This window comes from Leeuwenhoekiella sp. ZYFB001 (genome assembly GCF_011784865.1).
Lineage (GTDB): Bacteria > Bacteroidota > Bacteroidia > Flavobacteriales > Flavobacteriaceae > Leeuwenhoekiella > Leeuwenhoekiella palythoae.
Map to the genome: position 1 here is coordinate 389,823 of NZ_CP050460.1, position 19,542 is coordinate 409,364.

The 19,542-nt window shown below is 37.9% G+C and carries 27 protein-coding genes; 24 read left to right on the forward strand and 3 right to left on the reverse strand.

Annotated elements, in window-relative coordinates:
• The first annotated feature begins 2 nt into the window (after window positions 1-2).
• The 24 genes from rplN (at window position 3) to ctlX (ending at window position 16,114) form a co-directional block, all read left to right on the forward strand.
• Window positions 3-371 (forward strand): 50S ribosomal protein L14, encoded by a 369-nt coding sequence (gene rplN, locus HCN54_RS01610; protein ID WP_009779191.1) that lies wholly within the window; start codon window positions 3-5, stop codon window positions 369-371.
• Window positions 372-383: 12 nt separating this feature from the next.
• Window positions 384-695, forward strand: coding sequence for a 50S ribosomal protein L24 (rplX, locus tag HCN54_RS01615; RefSeq protein ID WP_072984085.1), 312 nt, complete (start codon window positions 384-386; stop codon window positions 693-695).
• A gap of 2 nt (window positions 696-697) precedes the next feature.
• Window positions 698-1,249, forward strand: a complete 552-nt coding sequence (rplE, locus tag HCN54_RS01620; protein ID WP_072984083.1) for a 50S ribosomal protein L5 — start codon at window positions 698-700, stop codon at window positions 1,247-1,249.
• 2 nt (window positions 1,250-1,251) lie between these two features.
• Window positions 1,252-1,521, forward strand: a complete 270-nt coding sequence (gene rpsN, locus HCN54_RS01625; RefSeq protein ID WP_009779194.1) for a 30S ribosomal protein S14 — start codon at window positions 1,252-1,254, stop codon at window positions 1,519-1,521.
• A gap of 72 nt (window positions 1,522-1,593) precedes the next feature.
• Complete coding sequence (gene rpsH, locus HCN54_RS01630) at window positions 1,594-1,992, forward strand: 30S ribosomal protein S8 (RefSeq protein ID WP_072984081.1); 399 nt, start codon at window positions 1,594-1,596, stop codon at window positions 1,990-1,992.
• A 21-nt stretch (window positions 1,993-2,013) separates the two neighbouring features.
• The gene (gene rplF / locus HCN54_RS01635; protein ID WP_072984079.1) at window positions 2,014-2,556 is read left to right on the forward strand and encodes a 50S ribosomal protein L6; all 543 of its coding nucleotides are present in this window, start codon (window positions 2,014-2,016) and stop codon (window positions 2,554-2,556) included.
• Between the two features lie 11 nt (window positions 2,557-2,567).
• Window positions 2,568-2,921, forward strand: coding sequence for a 50S ribosomal protein L18 (rplR, locus tag HCN54_RS01640; protein ID WP_072984077.1), 354 nt, complete (start codon window positions 2,568-2,570; stop codon window positions 2,919-2,921).
• 6 nt (window positions 2,922-2,927) lie between these two features.
• The gene (gene rpsE / locus HCN54_RS01645) at window positions 2,928-3,452 is read left to right on the forward strand and encodes a 30S ribosomal protein S5 (RefSeq protein WP_072984075.1); all 525 of its coding nucleotides are present in this window, start codon (window positions 2,928-2,930) and stop codon (window positions 3,450-3,452) included.
• 11 nt (window positions 3,453-3,463) lie between these two features.
• Window positions 3,464-3,643, forward strand: a complete 180-nt coding sequence (rpmD, locus tag HCN54_RS01650) for a 50S ribosomal protein L30 (RefSeq protein ID WP_009779199.1) — start codon at window positions 3,464-3,466, stop codon at window positions 3,641-3,643.
• A gap of 12 nt (window positions 3,644-3,655) precedes the next feature.
• On the forward strand, window positions 3,656-4,108 hold the full coding sequence (gene rplO / locus HCN54_RS01655; RefSeq protein WP_009779200.1) for a 50S ribosomal protein L15: 453 nt from the start codon (window positions 3,656-3,658) through the stop codon (window positions 4,106-4,108).
• 11 nt (window positions 4,109-4,119) lie between these two features.
• On the forward strand, window positions 4,120-5,457 hold the full coding sequence (secY, locus tag HCN54_RS01660; protein ID WP_072984073.1) for a preprotein translocase subunit SecY: 1,338 nt from the start codon (window positions 4,120-4,122) through the stop codon (window positions 5,455-5,457).
• Entirely contained in the window at window positions 5,457-5,672 is a 216-nt protein-coding gene (gene infA, locus HCN54_RS01665; RefSeq protein ID WP_009779202.1) for a translation initiation factor IF-1, read from the forward strand. The genes secY and infA overlap by 1 nt, the downstream gene beginning before the upstream one ends.
• A gap of 4 nt (window positions 5,673-5,676) precedes the next feature.
• Window positions 5,677-5,793 (forward strand): type B 50S ribosomal protein L36, encoded by a 117-nt coding sequence (gene ykgO, locus HCN54_RS01670; RefSeq protein WP_009779203.1) that lies wholly within the window; start codon window positions 5,677-5,679, stop codon window positions 5,791-5,793.
• A gap of 5 nt (window positions 5,794-5,798) precedes the next feature.
• A complete protein-coding gene (gene rpsM / locus HCN54_RS01675; protein ID WP_009779204.1) occupies window positions 5,799-6,173 on the forward strand; it encodes a 30S ribosomal protein S13 in 375 nt (124 codons plus the stop codon).
• A gap of 9 nt (window positions 6,174-6,182) precedes the next feature.
• The gene (gene rpsK, locus HCN54_RS01680; protein WP_009779205.1) at window positions 6,183-6,605 is read left to right on the forward strand and encodes a 30S ribosomal protein S11; all 423 of its coding nucleotides are present in this window, start codon (window positions 6,183-6,185) and stop codon (window positions 6,603-6,605) included.
• An 85-nt stretch (window positions 6,606-6,690) separates the two neighbouring features.
• Window positions 6,691-7,296: a 30S ribosomal protein S4 gene (gene rpsD / locus HCN54_RS01685; RefSeq protein ID WP_072984071.1), complete on the forward strand. Its 606-nt coding sequence runs from the start codon at window positions 6,691-6,693 to the stop codon at window positions 7,294-7,296.
• A 27-nt stretch (window positions 7,297-7,323) separates the two neighbouring features.
• Window positions 7,324-8,316: a DNA-directed RNA polymerase subunit alpha gene (locus tag HCN54_RS01690; protein ID WP_072984068.1), complete on the forward strand. Its 993-nt coding sequence runs from the start codon at window positions 7,324-7,326 to the stop codon at window positions 8,314-8,316.
• Window positions 8,317-8,378: 62 nt separating this feature from the next.
• Window positions 8,379-8,858, forward strand: a complete 480-nt coding sequence (gene rplQ / locus HCN54_RS01695) for a 50S ribosomal protein L17 (protein ID WP_072984063.1) — start codon at window positions 8,379-8,381, stop codon at window positions 8,856-8,858.
• 89 nt (window positions 8,859-8,947) lie between these two features.
• The gene (locus HCN54_RS01700) at window positions 8,948-9,646 is read left to right on the forward strand and encodes a hypothetical protein (RefSeq protein ID WP_167596276.1); all 699 of its coding nucleotides are present in this window, start codon (window positions 8,948-8,950) and stop codon (window positions 9,644-9,646) included.
• A 61-nt stretch (window positions 9,647-9,707) separates the two neighbouring features.
• A complete protein-coding gene (carA, locus tag HCN54_RS01705) occupies window positions 9,708-10,820 on the forward strand; it encodes a glutamine-hydrolyzing carbamoyl-phosphate synthase small subunit (protein WP_072984059.1) in 1,113 nt (370 codons plus the stop codon).
• Between the two features lie 205 nt (window positions 10,821-11,025).
• Window positions 11,026-12,315 carry a phosphopyruvate hydratase gene (gene eno, locus HCN54_RS01710; protein ID WP_167596277.1) on the forward strand — a complete coding sequence of 430 codons (1,290 nt, stop codon included), beginning with the start codon at window positions 11,026-11,028 and terminating at the stop codon, window positions 12,313-12,315.
• Window positions 12,316-12,822: 507 nt separating this feature from the next.
• The gene (locus HCN54_RS01715; protein ID WP_072984055.1) at window positions 12,823-14,109 is read left to right on the forward strand and encodes a citrate synthase; all 1,287 of its coding nucleotides are present in this window, start codon (window positions 12,823-12,825) and stop codon (window positions 14,107-14,109) included.
• Window positions 14,110-14,182: 73 nt separating this feature from the next.
• On the forward strand, window positions 14,183-15,097 hold the full coding sequence (locus tag HCN54_RS01720; protein ID WP_167596278.1) for a dimethylarginine dimethylaminohydrolase family protein: 915 nt from the start codon (window positions 14,183-14,185) through the stop codon (window positions 15,095-15,097).
• Window positions 15,098-15,181: 84 nt separating this feature from the next.
• On the forward strand, window positions 15,182-16,114 hold the full coding sequence (gene ctlX / locus HCN54_RS01725; RefSeq protein ID WP_167596279.1) for a citrulline utilization hydrolase CtlX: 933 nt from the start codon (window positions 15,182-15,184) through the stop codon (window positions 16,112-16,114).
• On the opposite strand, the gene HCN54_RS01730 is transcribed toward ctlX, so the two are convergent.
• The 3 genes from HCN54_RS01730 to HCN54_RS01740 form a co-directional block, all read right to left on the reverse strand.
• Window positions 16,104-17,597 carry a BCCT family transporter gene (locus tag HCN54_RS01730; protein ID WP_410503581.1) on the reverse strand — a complete coding sequence of 498 codons (1,494 nt, stop codon included), beginning with the start codon at window positions 17,595-17,597 and terminating at the stop codon, window positions 16,104-16,106. The genes ctlX and HCN54_RS01730 overlap by 11 nt on opposite strands.
• Window positions 17,585-19,039, reverse strand: coding sequence for an SDR family oxidoreductase (locus tag HCN54_RS01735; RefSeq protein WP_167596281.1), 1,455 nt, complete (start codon window positions 19,037-19,039; stop codon window positions 17,585-17,587). Before HCN54_RS01735 ends, HCN54_RS01730 begins: the two co-directional genes overlap by 13 nt.
• A gap of 63 nt (window positions 19,040-19,102) precedes the next feature.
• Window positions 19,103-19,534 carry a hypothetical protein gene (locus tag HCN54_RS01740; protein WP_167596282.1) on the reverse strand — a complete coding sequence of 144 codons (432 nt, stop codon included), beginning with the start codon at window positions 19,532-19,534 and terminating at the stop codon, window positions 19,103-19,105.
• Window positions 19,535-19,542 lie beyond the last annotated feature (8 nt).

The following is a 19,542-nucleotide window of genomic DNA, read 5'->3' on the forward strand; positions in this document are numbered from 1 at the left end:
TTATGTTACAACAAGAATCAAGATTAAGAGTAGCTGACAACACTGGTGCAAAAGAAGTTTTGACCATTCGTGTGTTAGGAGGTACAAAAAGAAGATATGCTTCAGTAGGTGATAAGATTGTTGTTTCTGTAAAAGATGCAACACCTAACGGACAAGTTAAAAAAGGAGCCGTTTCTACTGCAGTAGTAGTGCGTACACGTAAAGAAGTGCGTCGTCCAGATGGATCTTATATCCGTTTTGATGATAACGCTTGTGTACTTTTAAATGCTCAAGGAGAGATGCGCGGTACTCGTGTATTTGGCCCTGTAGCGAGAGAGCTTCGTGAAAAACAATTCATGAAGATTGTATCATTAGCGCCAGAGGTGCTTTAATACAGTATTAAGATGACAAAGCTTAAGATAAAAGTTGGAGATAATGTACGTGTAACTGCCGGAGACCATAAAGGTCAAGAAGGAAAGGTGCAACGTGTTATTAAAGATAAGAATAAAGCAATCGTTGAGGGGATTAACCTAGTGTCTAAGCACGAGAAGCCAAGTGCTTCTAATCCTCAAGGTGGTATTGCTAAGAAAGAGGCGCCTATTCACATCTCAAATTTATCATTAATTGATGGTAATGGTGATGCTACTAAAGTAGGATACCGAATTGAAGGTGACAAGAAAGTGCGTTTTTCTAAAAAATCAAATGAAGTAATTTAGTTATGGCTTACATTTCAAGACTAAAGACAGAATATAAAGAGCGTGTGATAGCTGCTCTTACTGAAGAATTTGGGTATCAAAATGTTATGCAAGTACCTAAATTAAGAAAGATTGTAATCTCTAGAGGGGTTGGTGCTGCTGTAGCTGATAAGAAATTAATTGATTATTCTGTAGAAGAATTATCTACTATTTCTGGTCAACGTGCTGTAGCTACAATGTCTAAAAAAGACGTTGCAGCCTTTAAACTTAGAAAGGGTATGCCTATTGGTGCTAAAGTTACCCTTCGTGGAGAGCGTATGTATGAATTTTTAGATCGTTTGATCACTTCAGCATTACCACGAGTTAGAGATTTTAACGGTATCAACGCAACTGGTTTTGACGGTCGCGGGAACTATAACCTTGGTATTGAGGAGCAAATTATTTTTCCTGAAATTGATATTGATAAAGTACGCAAAATTGAAGGAATGAATATTACCTTTGAAACTTCTGCGGAAACAGATAAAGAAGCAAAATCATTATTAACTCAATTGGGGCTACCCTTTAAAAAGAAGTAATTATGGCAAAAGAATCAATGAAAGCTCGTGAGAGAAAACGCGAGAAACTTGCAGCCAAATATGCTGAAAAAAGAAAAGCCTTAAAAGAGGCTGGTGATTATGAGGCATTACAAAAGCTGCCTAAAAATGCATCTCCTGTACGTCAACATAACCGTTGTAAATTAACAGGACGTCCTAAAGGATATATGAGAACTTTTGGTATTTCACGTGTTACATTCCGTGAGATGGCTAATCAGGGTCTTATACCAGGTGTGAAAAAGGCAAGCTGGTAAATTAAGAATAAACTGGTTTTAGGTTCGTTAACAATGGTTGTTGATGAAAACCAAGACCGCAATTTAATATAAATGTATACAGATACTATTGCAGACTTTCTAACAAGGATTAGAAACGCAGCAGCAGCAAACCACAGAGTTGTGGAAATACCTGCTTCAAACTTAAAGAAAGAAATAACCAAGATCTTATTTGATCAAGGTTATATCTTAAGTTACAAATTTGAAGATAAAACGGCTCAAGGATCTATCAAGATCGCCTTGAAATATGACAAGGAGACTAAAGAGTCAGTTATTAAAGATATTCAGAGAATCAGTAAACCAGGTTTACGTAAGTACGCATCTTCTAAAGATGTGCCACGTATTTTAAATGGTTTAGGTATCTCTATCGTTTCTACTTCAAAAGGAGTAATGACAGGAAAGCAGGCTCAGAGTGAGAATGTTGGAGGTGAAGTACTTTGCTACGTATATTAATCAGTTAAAAGAAACAGAGCAATGTCAAGAATAGGAAAAAGTCCAGTTACAATACCTTCAGGAGTTACAGTTGAAGTAGCAGAAGGTGTTATTACGGTAAAAGGAAAGTTAGGAGAGCTAAAGCAAGAGTATTCTAACATAGATATTAAAGTAGAAGAGGGTGTTGTAGTTTTAGAGCGTTCATCTGAAAAGGCTGAATTTAAAGCTAAACACGGTCTATATCGTGCGCTTATCGCTAATATGATTGCTGGTGTATCAGAAGGGTATACTAAATCATTAGAATTAGTAGGTGTAGGTTACAGAGCAGCAAATCAAGGTCAGAAATTAGATATGGCGCTTGGTTTTTCACATAACATCGTTATGGATATCGCTCCTGAAGTTAAGGTAGAGACTATTACCGAAAAAGGTAAGAACCCTATCGTTAAATTAACTTCTCACGATAAACAATTAGTAGGTCAAGTAGCTGCTAAAATTAGAAGTTTCCGTAAGCCTGAACCTTACAAAGGAAAAGGTATCAAGTTTGTAGGAGAGCAAATTAGAAGAAAAGCAGGTAAATCTGCATAATATATAGAGATATGGCATTTTCAAAGTATACTAGAAGAAATAAAATACGTCGTAGAATTCGTAAGGCACTTGTGGGTACTACAGAGCGTCCAAGACTATCTGTATATAGAAGTAATAAAGAGATTTACGCGCAGATAATAGATGATACTACCGGTAAAACATTAAGTGCAGCTTCTTCAAGAGATAAGGATTTCTCTGCAGAAGGAAGCAAAGCTGAAGTTGCTAAGAAGGTAGGTATGGCAATCGCGGAGAAAGCTAAAGAAGCTGGTATTGAAGCAGTAGCTTTTGATAGAGGTGGTTATTTATACCACGGTAGAGTAAAACAATTAGCAGAAGGAGCCCGAGAAGGCGGATTAAAATTCTAAGAAGTTATGTATCAAAATTATAAAAACGTCGAGTTAGTAAAACCAAGCGGTTTAGATCTTAAAGATCGTTTGGTTGGTGTTCAACGTGTTACTAAGGTAACAAAGGGTGGTAGAGCTTTTGGTTTTTCTGCTATTGTTGTTGTTGGAGATGAGAATGGTGTAGTAGGTCAAGGTCTTGGTAAGTCTAAGGATGTTGCTAGTGCAATTGCAAAAGCAGTAGAAGACGCAAAGAAAAACCTTGTACGTATACCATTAAATAAAAGTACTATTCCTCACGAACAAAAAGGTAAATATGGTGGAGCACGCGTTCTGCTTATGCCGGCTGCTCCTGGTACCGGGGTAATTGCAGGTGGTGCAATTCGTTCTGTACTTGAATCTGTAGGGGTTCACGATGTACTTTCAAAAAATCAAGGATCTTCTAACCCTCATAACGTAGTAAAAGCTACCTTTGACGCACTTTTACAATTAAGAAGTGCTGAGACTGTTGCAAAGCAGCGAGGAATTTCTCTTGAAAAAGTTTTTAAAGGATAATTTTTAAGACAATGGCAAAGATTAAAGTAACTAAGGTAAAGAGCGCGATCAATCGTACTCAGAACCAGAAGAGAACATTAGAGGCGTTAGGTCTTAAGAAAATGGGCCAAGTTGTGGAGCACGAGAACACTCCTAACATCTTGGGGATGATTAACAAAGTAAGTCATTTAGTTTCTGTAGAAGAAGCTTAAATATAAATTGAGATGGGTTTAAACAATCTAAAACCGGCAGCTGGCTCGGTAAAAAAGAACGACAGCAGGCGAGGTCGTGGTGAAGCTACAGGAAATGGTGGAACTGCAGGCCGTGGGCACAAAGGTGCGAAGTCAAGATCAGGATATTCTAAAAAAGTAGGTTTTGAAGGAGGGCAAATGCCACTTCAAAGACGTGTGCCTAAATTTGGATTTACAAATATTAACCGTAAAGAATTTACTGGTGTAAATCTTGACACGCTACAAGAATATGTTGATGCTGGAAGAATCAAGGATGAAGTTACCATTGATGTTTTAGTAGAAAACAGACTGGCTGGGAAAAATGATCTTGTTAAGATTTTAGGACGCGGTGAGTTAAAAGCTAAATTGAAGATTACAGTTCATAAATTTACAGCCTCAGCACAGAAAGCTATTGAAGCAGCAGGCGGAGAAGCAGTAACTTTATAACATAAATCAGCATGAAGGCTATAGAAACGATTAAAAATATCTGGAAGATTGAAGAGTTAAAGAATCGCATTCTTTTAACCCTAGGTTTACTTTTAGTATACCGTTTTGGGGCTCAGATTGTTCTTCCGGGTATTGACGCATCTCAATTAGCAAATCTTGCCGCTCAAACAGACGGTGGGCTTCTTGGGTTGTTAAACGCATTTACAGGTGGGGCATTTTCGAATGCCTCTGTATTTGCTCTTGGTATCATGCCCTACATCTCTGCATCTATTGTGGTGCAGTTAATGGGTATTGCGGTGCCTTATTTACAAAAACTGCAAAAGGAAGGAGAGAGTGGACGTCGTAAAATCAATCAAATTACTCGTTGGTTGACTATTGCGATCACACTTATTCAGGGGCCTGGTTACATTACCAATCTATTTAATTTGCTTCCGCCGGAAGCCTTCGTTATGGGTAGTAATGTGACGTTTATCATTTCTTCAGTAATCATTTTAACTACCGGTTGTATTTTTGCGATGTGGTTAGGAGAAAAAATTACTGATAAAGGTATTGGTAATGGGATCTCGCTTTTAATTATGGTTGGGATTATAGCTAGACTACCTCAATCATTTTTACAGGAGTGGGTTTCTAGAGTTTCTGAATCAAATGGTGGACTTATCATGATTCTTATTGAATTAGTGATCTGGTTTGTTATCATTTTACTATCTGTACTATTGGTAATGGCTGTACGTCAGATTCCAGTGCAGTATGCAAGAAGAACTGCTAGCGGTAGTTATGAGCGTAATGTATTTGGAAGTAGACAGTATATACCGTTAAAGCTTAATGCTTCAGGGGTTATGCCTATCATTTTCGCTCAGGCTATTATGTTTATTCCTGGTGCAGTTATTGGTCTTTCTGAGTCGCCAACAGCACAGTCTATTGCTTCTCAGTTTACCAATATATTTGGATTTTGGTACAACCTTGTATTCGGTTTATTGATTATCATCTTTACGTATTTCTATACTGCGATTACAGTACCTACCAATAAAATGGCTGATGATCTTAAGAGAAGCGGTGGTTTTATAGCAGGTATTCGTCCAGGTACAGAAACTTCAGAGTATTTAGATCGAATCATGTCGCAGATTACGCTTCCGGGTTCTATATTTTTAGCGCTTATAGCAATATTTCCTGCTATCGCAGTAAGTGTACTTGGAATGCAACAAGGATGGGCTTTGTTCTACGGAGGAACATCATTGCTTATTCTAGTGGGTGTAGCTATCGATACGATGCAACAGGTAAATTCATACTTGTTAAACAGACATTACGATGGCTTGATGAAAACAGGTAAGAATAGAAAAGCAGTAGCATAATGGCAAAACAGCAAGCAATAGAGCAAGACGGTTCAATTATTGAGGCATTGTCTAACGCAATGTTTCGCGTTGAGCTAGAAAACGGTCATATCGTAACAGCGCATATCTCAGGTAAGATGCGCATGCATTACATAAAATTACTACCTGGGGACAAAGTAAAACTTGAAATGAGCCCTTACGATTTAACAAAGGCTCGTATAACTTATAGATACTAGTAAGATGAAAGTAAGAGCATCAGTAAAGAAAAGAAGTGCAGACTGCAAGATTGTACGTCGCAAAGGAAGATTATACGTAATTAACAAAAAGAACCCTAAGTTCAAACAAAGACAAGGTTAAGGATTATGGCTAGAATTGCAGGGGTAGATATCCCAAAACAAAAGAGAGGTGTAATCGCTTTGACTTACATCTTTGGAATTGGAAAAAGCAGAGCTCAGAAAATATTAGCTCAAGCAGATGTTGATGAGAATTTAAAAGTAAACGAATGGGATGATGATCAAATTGGTCGTATTCGTGAGGCTGTAGGTTCTTATAAGATAGAAGGTGAACTTAGAAGTGAGGTTTCTATGAGTATTAAGCGTCTTATGGACATTGGTTGCTATAGAGGTATCAGACACCGTTCTGGTTTACCACTTAGAGGTCAGCGTACAAAGAACAACTCTAGAACTAGAAAAGGTAAGCGTAAAACGGTTGCTAACAAGAAAAAAGCAACTAAATAATAAGTAATAATGGCAAAGCAAAACACTAAAGGTGGAGGTAAAAGCGGTAAGGCTGCAAAGACCACTAAAAAGCGTAAAGTAATTGTTGAGTCTGTAGGAGAAGCGCATATTGCTGCGTCTTTCAACAATATCTTAATTTCTTTGACTAATAAGAAAGGTGATGTTGTTTCTTGGTCTTCTGCCGGTAAAATGGGCTTTAGAGGTTCTAAGAAAAATACTCCTTACGCTGCTCAGTTAGCTGCAGAGGATGCAAGTAAAGTTGCTCACGAAGCAGGATTACGTAAAGTAAAGGTGTATGTGAAAGGACCAGGTAATGGTCGTGAATCTGCAATCAGATCTATCCACAACAGTGGTATCGAAGTAACTGAAATCATTGATGTTACTCCACTACCACACAACGGATGTCGTCCTCCTAAAAGAAGAAGAGTTTAATTAATTTTTTATATCAATCGGGGAACAACGATTTTGCGAAGGACTAGACCTTAATTCCTTAATCACCCCACTAATTATTTTTGAAATGGCAAGATATACCGGTCCTAAGACTAAAATCGCTCGTAAGTTTGGAGAAGCGATTTTTGGAGATGACAAATCTTTTGAGAAAAGAAACTACCCTCCAGGTCAGCATGGTAACAACAGACGTCGTGGTAAGAAGTCTGAATATGCGATCCAGCTTCAAGAGAAGCAAAAAGCAAAATATACTTATGGGATTTTAGAAAATCAATTCCGTAATATGTTTGAAAAAGCAACAAGTGCAACGGGTATTACCGGGGTTGTTTTATTACAACTTTGTGAGTCTCGTTTAGATAATGTTGTTTTTAGAATGGGTATCGCTCCTTCAAGAAGAGCAGCTCGTCAATTAGTTTCACACAGACATATCACTGTAAACGGTGATTTAGTAAACATTCCTTCTTACCAATTAAAAGCAGGAGATGTAGTTGCTGTACGTGAAAAATCAAAATCATTAAGTGCAATTCAAGATTCTTTAGCAAATGCTAGCCACGTTTATGAGTGGATCTCTTGGAATAATGATTCTAAACAAGGTACTTTCGTTTCTGTTCCTGAACGTATTCAGATCCCAGAAAATATCAACGAACAGTTCATTGTCGAATTGTACTCTAAATAATAAATAACAACTCTTAGAAAACATAATATGGCATTACTAAATTTCCAGAAGCCCGATAAGGTCATAATGATTGACTCTACTGACTTTGAAGGTAAGTTTGAATTCAGACCTTTAGAGCCAGGTTACGGTTTAACTGTGGGTAACGCGCTACGTAGAGTATTGCTTTCTTCTTTAGAAGGTTTTGCAATTACTTCAGTACGTGTTGAAGGAGTAGATCATGAGTTTTCAACTATAGCAGGAGTTGTAGAAGACTTTACAGAAATCATTCTTAATCTTAAACAAGTACGATTTAAGAGACAAATTGATGAGATTGATAATGAGACTGTAACTATTTCGGTTTCTGATAAAGAGCAGTTAACTGCTGGTGATTTCCAGAAATTTATTTCTGGTTTTCAAATTCTTAATCCAGATTTGGTTATCGCCAATATGGAGAAGAAAGTTAATATCAATATGGAAATCACAGTAGAAAAAGGTCGTGGTTATGTTCCTGCCGAAGAGAATAAGAAACAAAATGCACCTGTAGGAACTATTTTTACAGATTCAATCTATACTCCTATTAAAAATGTGAAGTATAGCATTGAGAACTATCGTGTAGAGCAGAAAACTGACTATGAAAAGTTAGTTTTTGAGATCATCACTGATGGTTCAATTCATCCTAAAGATGCTTTAACTGAAGCAGCAAAAACTTTGATTCATCACTTTATGTTGTTTTCTGATGAGCGTATCACCCTTGAGGCTGATGAAATTGCTCAGACTGAAACTTATGATGAAGAGTCGCTTCACATGCGTCAGTTGCTTAAGACTAAATTGGTGGATATGGATCTTTCTGTACGTGCCTTAAACTGTCTTAAAGCTGCAGAAGTTGAAACGTTAGGAGACTTGGTTTCTTATAACAAGAATGATCTGATGAAATTCCGTAATTTTGGTAAAAAATCACTTACAGAGCTTGAAGAGCTGGTAAATGTGAAAGGCCTTAATTTTGGAATGGATCTTTCCAAATACAAATTAGATAAAGATTAGTAACGCTCCATATTTTGCTCCTCAAAATGGGTAGAGCAAGATGGTAGCTTAAATTAAATGTCATGAGACACGGAAAAAAGAATAATCATTTAGGACGCCAGACTGCGCATAGAAAATCTATGTTAGCTAATATGGCTTGTTCGTTAATTGAGCACAAACGCATTAATACTACTGTTGCTAAAGCAAAAGCTTTAAAGCAGTTTGTAGAGCCTTTAGTGACAAAATCTAAAGAAGACACTACGCACAATCGTCGTATTGTTATGAGTAAATTGCGTCAAAAGGATGCAGTTGCAGAACTTTTTAGAGATGTAGCTGTAAAGGTTGGTGATCGTCCAGGTGGTTATACACGAATCATTAAATTAGGTAATCGTCTAGGTGATAACGCTGATATGGCGATGATCGAATTAGTTGATTACAACGAATTATATAATCTTGGTAAAACCAAGAAGAAATCTACTCGTAGAGCAGGTAAGAAATCAGCTGCTCCAGCTAAGACAGAAGCTCCTGTTAAAGAAACAAAAGCTAATGACGAGGAAGAGTAAAAACATATTAATGTTTTAAATTTTTAAAAAAGGATAAGCCTTATGGCTTATCCTTTTTTTGTATTTATAAATCTTTAAACTTTATTATCATGTTTAGACAGTTCATCAATCTCACCGTTTTTTTATTCACTGTAATGTCGTTTGCTCAAGATCAAGAGCGTTTAGTGAATAATCCAGACCAATTATTATCTGTATCTAACGGAGTTCGTAATTCTTACGGTTCTATACAAAGTATACCTCCTGTTGCTCGGGTTGAGGGTTCACCTTATTTATTTGATGACTGGATTCACAGTGCTCGCGTTTATGCTACAAATGGACAGCTCTATATGCTTGACAACATCAATCTAAACTTGAATACACAAGCTTTTGTTACTAAAATAGGTCAAGATTCACTCTTTACTTTTCAGTTTAATCAAATTGATTATTTTGAAGTTTTAGGTAGAAAATACGAGAGCAAGTTTACTAAAACAGGTAGACAGATTTATGAGATCCTTGCTGACAATGGTAGTGAGAGACTGCTTAAAGCATATTCGGTTAAGCTTGTACCTAGTTCCCCAGATCCTATGAAAAACAGACCTACAGATAAGTATATCAGAAGGGAGAATTTCTACTACGAGCGTGACGATAAAATAACATTAATGCCACTGCGCAAATCAAAAGTTTTAAAATCTTTTGATCTGGAAAAAGCTAAGGAGAAGGAACTCGTTGAATATGTAAAGCGAAATGACTTGTCTTATGGAGATGAGAAAGATGTTATAAAGATGATGGACTATGCAAATAGTCTGTAAATAAATACAAGACTTCTTTTACGTTTTAAACCTATAAATTAATTTTGAAAAAAAATTATCAATGAAATATCAAACCAATAGAAAAGCACTTTTATTACTAGCAGATGGTACTATCTTCTACGGAAAATCTGTAGGTAATAAAGAAGGGACTGCTTTTGGAGAAGTTTGTTTCAACACCGGGATGACCGGCTATCAAGAAATTTTTACAGATCCGTCTTATTTCGGTCAGATTATGGTTACTACCAATGCACACATTGGTAATTACGGAGGAAATAACGAGGAAACCGAATCTGAAACAGTAAAGATTTCAGGACTCGTTTGCCGAAACTTTAGTTACAATTACTCGCGTATTCGTGTAGATGAATCACTTCAATCTTTCCTTGATAGAAATAATTTGTTTGTGATTTCTGATGTAGACACGCGTGCTTTAGTTTCTTACATTAGAGATAACGGCGCGATGAACGCGATCATTTCTACAGACGTAGATAATGTAGACGAACTCAAAAAGCAACTTGCTGAAGTGCCAAATATGCACGGACTAGAGCTAGCTTCTAAAGTAAGTACTAAGGAGCCTTATTATTTTGGCGATGAAAATGCCAAATACAAGGTTGCGGCGATTGATTTAGGGATCAAGAAAAATATTTTGCGCAATATGGCTAAGCGCGATATGTATATCAAGGTTTTCCCATATAATGCTTCTTACGAAGAGATGAAAGCTTGGAATCCTGATGGGTTTTTCCTTTCAAATGGTCCTGGAGATCCAGAACCTTTAAAAGAGGTAATTGCAACTGCTCAAAAGATCATTAATGATGATATGCCACTATTTGGTATTTGTTTAGGGCACCAAATAATTGCTTTGGCTAATGGAATCAGCACTTTTAAAATGCACCATGGGCATCGCGGCATCAATCACCCGGTTCTAAATCACGGAAGCGGTAAAGGAGAAATAACTTCTCAAAACCACGGATTTGCCGTGAATTATGATGAAGCCATTAATAATCCTGAGATTGAGGTTACGCATAAGCACCTCAACGATCAGACTGTTATGGGGCTTAAAATGAAAAATAAAAACTGTTTTTCAGTGCAGTATCACCCAGAGGCTGGCCCGGGGCCTAACGACGCCACCTACCTCTTTGATGAGTTTGTAGATAGAATGTCTCAAGTTTCAGTATAAATACAATCCCGGCTAGTCCGGGATTTTTTATGTTTTGCAGGGTGTAAAATGACTTGGCTTGCAGTTTTTCTATCAAAATCCTTAAGAAGGTCTCAAGTTTTAAATAATCTTTAAAATCGTGTAAAACCGCCGTAGCTAGCGGCTAAATAGGGCAGTATTCCGTATATTGCGCAAACTATATTAACTAATCAATATTTAGATAACAATGAGTATAATAATCAATATCCACGCACGTCAAATTCTAGATTCTCGTGGAAATCCCACAGTAGAAGTAGATGTTTTAACTGAAAACGGTGTTCTTGGTAGAGCGGCCGTTCCTTCTGGAGCTTCTACAGGTGAGCACGAGGCAGTTGAACTACGCGATGGGGGTTCAGATTATATGGGTAAGGGTGTTTTAAAAGCTGTTGAGAATGTTAATGCAGTAATAGCTCAAGAACTTTTAGGAGTATCTGTTTTTGAACAAAATCTAATTGATCAAACGATGATCGATTTAGACGGAACTCCAAATAAATCAAAGCTTGGTGCCAATGCAATTTTGGGTGTTTCTTTGGCTGTAGCTAAAGCAGCAGCTAATGAACTTAATATGCCACTTTATCGTTATGTAGGTGGAGTAGGTGCAAACACGTTACCGGTACCTATGATGAATATCATCAACGGAGGTTCTCATAGTGATGCACCTATTGCTTTTCAAGAGTTTATGGTTATGCCTGTAAAGGCTAAAGATTTCACCCACGCGATGAAAATGGGTACCGAAATATTCCATAATCTAAAGAAAGTACTTCACGACCGTGGTCTTAGTACTGCTGTAGGAGATGAAGGTGGTTTTGCACCTACACTTGATGGTACTGAGGATGCAATTGAAAGTATTCAGAAAGCTGTAGAAAACGCAGGATATAAGTTTGGAGACGAAGTAATGATCGCTTTAGATTGTGCTTCTGCTGAATTTTATGTAGATGGAAAATACGATTACACCAAATTTGAAGGTGATAAAGGTGTAGTAAGAACAAGTGAAGAGCAAGCACAATATCTTGCAGAACTTGCTTCAAAGTATCCTATTATCTCTATCGAAGATGGTATGGATGAGAACGATTGGGAAGGTTGGAAGTCATTAACCGAAAAAATCGGAGATAAAGTACAACTAGTGGGTGATGATTTATTCGTTACCAATGTAGAGCGTCTTTCTCGTGGAATTGAAAACGGAATTGCAAATTCGATCCTAATCAAGGTCAATCAGATAGGAACACTTACTGAAACTATTGCCGCTGTAAATATGGCCCATAATGCAGGTTATACTTCAGTAATGTCTCACAGATCAGGAGAGACAGAAGATAATACAATTGCAGATCTTGCTGTGGCACTTAACACCGGCCAAATAAAGACCGGTTCTGCTTCAAGAAGTGATCGTATGGCAAAATACAATCAACTTTTACGTATCGAAGAAGAATTAGGTACGGTAGCTTATTTTCCTCAGGAAAAAGCCTTTAAAGTAAAATAAGCATTTTTAATTTAAAAAAGGGGTACTCGTTTGAGTGCCCTTTTTTTATGCGTATAAATCTCAAAAAGCGAAAAAATGAAGTAGTGGTTTATTACTTGTAAACAACAACTTAAGTGGTTAGTTTTAACGATTAAGTGTGTAATTTTTTTTCGATTTGAAATGTTAGTAAGAAAAAAACTATTAATTTAACCTCGCAAATAAATTGAACAACCAACCTTCAAAATTAGACTAATGTCACCTAACATTATCTAGTTTACTAGGTCAGAAAATTTGAAGTTGGGTGAAAGAGCGATTCTGAAATAAGTATGTTTCGCTCTTTTTAACCAAACTAAAGAAATCTAAGTTTTGAAGTTGGGTGAGGGGTAGTATACTTTTATAGTATTTACCCCTTTTTTATTTTCATTTTTTTAACCTTCCAAAAGTGCCAAATTCTTTAGAAATCTCTTTGTATTTCGTAATTTAGCAGCTCTTGAAAATTTTGATAATCAGCTAAAACATATTAAAGAAATGGCAGATAATGCTAAACTGACAATAGGTGATAAGTCCTATGAGTTTCCTATAGTAACTGGTACTGAAAATGAAAGTGCAATCGATATCGCCAGCTTGCGCGCAGTAACAGGTGGTTATACAACTATTGATCCCGGGTTTAAAAACACCGGAAGTTGTGAAAGTGCGATTACTTTTCTTAACGGTGAAGAAGGAATTTTAAGATACCGAGGTTACGCCATTGAAGATTTAGCTGAGAAAGCATCATTTTTAGAAGTAGTATATCTTTTGATTTTTGGAGAGTTGCCTACTGAAGAGCAGCTGACTAAATTTCATAATGATATCAAAGAAGAGAATCACGTTGATGAAGATGTAAAGAAAATTTTAAATGGTTTTCCAAAGTCTGCTCATCCTATGGGTGTTTTAGCATCACTTACTTCAGCATTAACAGCATTTAATCCAGATGCCGTAAATGTAGATTCTGAAGAAGATATGTATAACGCTATTGTAAAACTTTTAGGGAAGTTTCCGGTGTTAGTGGCGTGGACGATGCGTACCAAAATGAGCAAGCCGCTGGATTATGGAGACGACAGTCTTTCATATGTTGAGAACTTGCATAAAATGATGTTCTCAAAACCTAATAGTGAGTATAAGGTAGATGCTACAATAATTGAAGCATTAGACAAGCTTTTAATCCTTCACGCAGATCACGAGCAAAACTGTTCAACTTCAACAGTACGTGTTGTAGGATCTTCTCATGCAGGATTGTTTGCTTCTATTTCTGCGGGTATTTCTGCACTTTGGGGACCACTTCACGGTGGAGCCAATCAAGCGGTTATCGAGATGTTAGAAGGTATCAAAGCAGATGGTGGTGATACTAAGAAATATATGGCTAAGGCAAAGGATAAAGAAGATCCGTTCCGTTTAATGGGCTTTGGTCACCGAGTTTATAAAAACTTTGATCCAAGAGCTAAGATCATTAAGAAAGCTGCAGACGATGTACTTGAGCAATTGGGTATTGAAGATGAAGTTTTAGCTATCGCAAAAGGCTTAGAGAAAGAGGCTTTAGAAGACGATTATTTTGTAAAAAGAAAATTATATCCTAACGTAGATTTCTATTCAGGAATTATCTACCGTGCTTTAGGAATTCCTGTTGAAATGTTTACCGTAATGTTTGCAATGGGCCGTGTGCCGGGATGGATTGCGCAATGGAGAGAAATGCGTTTACGCAAAGAACCTATAGGAAGACCACGTCAGGTTTATATAGGTGAAAAACTTCGTCCATTCAAACCTATGAACGAGCGTTAGAAAACAACAAATCAGTTCAGAGCGGGTTTTTGATAGCTATCAGAAACCCGCTTTTGTTTTTATATTTGTGACTATGATAAAACTTAATGTAACAGATGAGACTTCGCGCCTTAGGGCGGTCATTTTGGGTACGGCGTTAAGCAATGGCGGAGTGCCAAAGCTTGAGGATGCTTACGATCCTAAGTCGCTGCTTCATATCAAAGAAAACACCTATCCTAAAGAGGAGGATATGGTAGAAGAAATGAATGCGGTAGAAGAAGTTTTTAATAAATACGGAATACAGGTTTTTAGACCGAAACTCATAAATGATTACAACCAGATTTTTGCTAGAGATATTGGTTTTGTAATTGAGGACACGTTTATCAAGGCAAATATTCTTCCAGATCGTGAGCAAGAGATTGAGGCGATAGAACACGTGCTGACTCAGATAGATGAGGATAAAATCATACGCTTTCCAGAAGAGGCGCATATAGAAGGTGGCGATGTTATGCCGCACGGAGATTATATTTTCGTTGGAGTGTATCGCGGTCCTGATTATGCAGATTATATTATTGCACGCACAAACATGCTGGCTGTAGAAGCGCTTCAGAATCAGTTTCCTGATAAAAAAGTGGTTTCTTTCAATCTAAGAAAATCCAATACTAATCCTTATGAAAACGCATTACACCTGGATTGCTGTTTTCAGCCTGTAGGAGAGAAGTATGCAATTTTACACAAAAACGGATTTTTGGAGGAAGAAGAATACCAGTGGTTAGTTGACTTTTTTGGTGCAGAAAATGTCTTTGAAATTTCCTCAGAAGAAATGTTTCATATGAATTCAAATATTTTTTCAATCGCTCCCGATGTGGTTGTTTCTGAAAAGAATTTTACCCGTTTGAATACCTGGCTGCGAAGTAAAGGGATCACGGTTGAAGAAGTACCGTATGCCGAAATTTCAAAACAAGAAGGCCTGTTAAGATGCAGCACCTTGCCCCTTGTGCGCGAGTAAGCTTTCGCAAATGCAATTCTTATTAGTTTAACTATTGAATTTTAGACTAAGCTTATTACATTTGGCCGCAAAAAAATTACCCCTATGAGTCAAGTTACTGATACCGTTTTGATGGTGCGTCCTGCATCGTTTAGAAAGAATGAAGAAACTGCTGTAAATAATTATTTTCAAGAAGATCTGGCGTTGGAAAACGAAGCGATCAATGCACAGGCGCAGCAAGAATTTGATGCATTTGTAACAAAATTGAAAGCTGCCGGAATCCATGTGCTGGTACTTCAAGATGAAAAGGAATTGAATACACCAGACTCCATTTTTCCAAATAACTGGGTGAGTACTCACAAAAATGGCGATGTGGCGTTATACCCAATGTATGCCGAAAACAGGCGTAGAGAACGTCGTGAAGAATTTTTTACGTTATTGGAAGATGCTGGTTTTGCAATTAAAAATGTTATCGATTACACCGAAGCAGAAGAAGAGGGGCTTTTTCTTGAAGGAACCGGTAGCATTATTTTAGATCGGGTGAATGAGAAGGCCTACTGTGCGCTTTCGGCACGTGCTGATGAGGATTTGTTTATAGAATTTTGTGAGGATTTTGAATATTTACCGGTGCTATTTACGGCAAATCAAACGGTGGGTAATGAACGTCTTCCTATTTATCACACCAATGTGATGATGTGTATTGCCGAAGAATTTGCTGTGGTTTGCTTACAATCTATAGATGATAAAAAAGAGCGCAAACAAGTGATCAATCAGCTTAAAGAATCTGGTAAAGAGATTATTGCGATCACTGAAGCGCAAATGCATCAATTTGCAGGCAATATGCTGCAAGTAAAAAATGCAGCGGGTAAACGCTTTTTAGTCATGAGTGCGAGTGCGCATCAAGCCCTTGATGCCACGCAAATTGCAAGTATTACAAAGTATTGTGAGATTCTAAGCAGTGATTTAACCACTATTGAGACGTGTGGTGGCGGAAGCGCACGGTGTATGTTAGCCGAAATTTTCTTGCCTAAGCTTTAAGCAGACTTTTTATCCAGCGGAATAGCATCCAAACCATAAAGAAGCTGAGCGGCAAAGAGGTTACGATGAGCAGTTTTTGCATCGTGTTTAAAACATCAACGTTTTCTTTATTGAAGCTCAGAATCGTAAAAGCGATTGTAGAAAGTGTCAAAAGTAGTCCCCATAAAATTCGGCTGCGTTTTGATGGGTTTTCAGACCGGCTGTTGTGCAAACTAAGAACAAGAATAGCCGAATCTAGTGAGGTGACCAGAAAACTTAGTAGTAAAAGAATGACTAGTGCATTAACGATTAATTGAGCCGGATAATTACTGAGGAAGATAAATAGAGAACTGAATACATTATCAAACTCGCGATTATAGCTTCCCCATTCTTCGATAAGCTCAAAAGCCGATTGGCCAAAAACGGTAAACCAGAAAAAACTTCCCAATGAAGGGATCAAAAGCACACCGATTATAATTTCCCTTAAAGTTCTTCCACGCGAAATATTGGCGATAAAAATACCCGTAAAGGGTGCCCACGCGATCCAAAACGCCCAATAATAATACGTCCAATCAGTGAGAAAGGCCTCTCCCGGATCAAAATTTCCGTAAGCTAAACTCAGCGGAATGAAATCAATACAATAATGGTATAAAGCGCTCACAAACTGATTTAGAATCGATACGATATTTCCTTGTAGAAAAACGAAAAACAGAAGGGTAACACACAAAAATATGTTGGCACGGGATATCAGTTTAATTCCTTTCTGTAATCCGCTCAAAGCGGAGATCAGTGCAAAAACTCCAATTGCACTTATGATTACAAGTGAAATATTTTCATTTAAAAGAGCGCCGTTTAAATAATCGAGTCCGCCTTTAATTTGTCGTGCGCCTAAGGCTACAGCAGCGATGAGTCCGAAGACGGTGGTCAAAATTACCAGCAGATCTATACTCTTGATGCCAATTTTAGAAGCACGTGTTTTTGTATGGGTATAAACCGTACTGCTGGTATAGGCCGGGCGACCGTATTTAAATACAGCCGTGCCAATGGCTAAAGCAAAAACAGCATAAAAAGCCCAGGCGGTAAAGCCCCATTGGTAAAATGTAAATTCTAAAGCTTGAATTTCAGCAGAAGTTTTTGTAGCAATTGGCGGATGCTGCTGCATAAATACGGGCTCTTGAACAGCTCTGAGCAGAATGCCTGCACCCATTCCGGCGCTGTAAAGCATAGCGATCCAAGACAATCGCGAAAATGCAGGTTTTTCATTGGTTCTTCCCAGTTTAAATTTTCCTATGGGAGACACCGTAAGTCCTACAAGAAGAAGCACACATACTAAACCAAGAATAAGATAAAACCTTCCAAAATAGCTTCGAATGCTGGTTGAAAGCGTTTCGATCAATGCATAACTTTCTTCAGTAAATAAAATGATCAGACCGGCAAGACCAAGTAAAATCACAGCCGGAATCAGAATTAAAAGATTTGCTTTTAGCGTAGTTATGAATTTGATATTACTGTAGTTTTAGGTTCATAACGCGCAATATTGCGAATCATTCCTCCGAAAATAAAATAGTGAAAAGGCAGCATGCTGAACCAATAAAGGCGGCCCCAGAGTCCGCGAGGTCTAAAGGTAGCAGTTTGATGTAATATATTGTCGTCGTCGATCTCCCAATCAAGCCACGCCTCTCCAGGAACGCGCATTTCGGCAAAAAGCAAGAGACGACGCTCTTCTTTATCCGCGAGAAGCACGCGCCAAAAATCAAGAGAATCCCCTTCATAAAGTTCGTTGCTGTGCGTGCGTCCTCTCCGTAGACCTACACCTCCCCACAATTTATCTATAAAGCCGCGAATTTTCCACAAGGTGTTAGCGTAATACCAGCCACGTTTACCACCAATTGACCAGATGTTCTCAAGCGCTTGTTCTGGATTTTTCAGCTTTATACTTTGGCGATCTTTGAGGCAACCGTATTCGGGAATTTTGATATAATGATTAAGATCTTTTCTAAACCGCCCACTTACTAAACTATCTTTCCAGCTGGAGACTACCTGGTTTTGTTCAATTTTTTCAAAAGCGAGCTTGATAGCATCCGTATAATTTATAGGTTTTATATGGAGCATTTCCTGTAAACGCGTATCGCAGGTAATCACTTCTACACGCATACTGTCAACCAGATTGAGCGCAAGTTTATAACTGGTTGAAGTGACAAAATAAAGCCAATATGATGAAAGCTTGGGGCTCATTACCGGCACGTCTAAAATACTAAGACTAAGACCTCTTATTTTAGAGTATAGCAGCATCATTTGTTTATAGGTCAAAACATCAGGGCCGCCAATGTCAAATGAATCATTGTAGCATGATTTGTTGCCTAGAACTCCCGTTAAATACTGAATCACATTACGAATGGCAATGGGCTGACACCGCGTTTTAACCCATTTTGGGGTAATCATAAGTGGTAGTTTTTCGCAGAGATCTCTAATGATCTCAAATGAAGAACTCCCGGAACCTACAATGATGGCTGCGCGCAAAACCGTTAGATTAAAATTGCCTTGATATAACGTGTCTTCTACTTGTTTTCGGGAGTTGAGGTGCTTGCTTAATTTTTCATCATTCACGATACCACTCAAATAAATTACCTGCTCACATCGTGTTTTAGAGAGATAAATATTAAAGTTTTCTGCAGCGCGTTTTTCTTTCTCATCAAAATCAACCGTTGATGAGGTCATAGAATGAATCAGGTAATAGGCCGCATCAATGTCTTGAGGCAGTAAATCTGGATTGGGTTCTTCGAGAAAATCAATTTCAACAATACTGATCTTAGAACGCGTACGCAGGTTTACCGCTAGTCTGTTTTTGTCCCGAACGGCGCAAACCAATTCGTGCCCGGCCTCTAAAAGAAAGGGGATGAGTCGCATCCCGATATAACCATTAGCTCCTGTAAGTAATATTTTCATAGCCTTTTAAAGATACGATTTTAAAGAGGTAACCCGGTGTGAAAGTATTTGTAAAACTGACCGTTACAGATCCTCAGGACCTAGCGGAAGATTCTCAGCTTTAAAATCCATTATTTTCTTAATGAATTTATGCGTGGCTTTATCGTTAGCTTTCGCTCTGATTTTTATAAAATACTGATCTCTGTAAATGCTGTATTCTTCGGCTTGGCCTTTGTAGATGCGTAGTTTGTAGTACGGGATGATCAGTGCGTAAGATTCTAGCAACGAGCGGAAACCTACTATGATCCCGTTAGGGCGCATTTCAATATTACAGGTGTTGACATAGCTGTCCAGAATAAGTAGGTTGTGAATTTCAATACTCGTAGAAGTAATAAAAAGTTTTGACGAACCAATCCCTTTCATTTTAATGCGCTCGCGCAGCGTAAAAGGTTTTCCTAGTTCGGTGTTGATCTTTCGGGTAACTTCAGGATTATTGTAGGAGACATTAAGTAGCATTTTTTCTT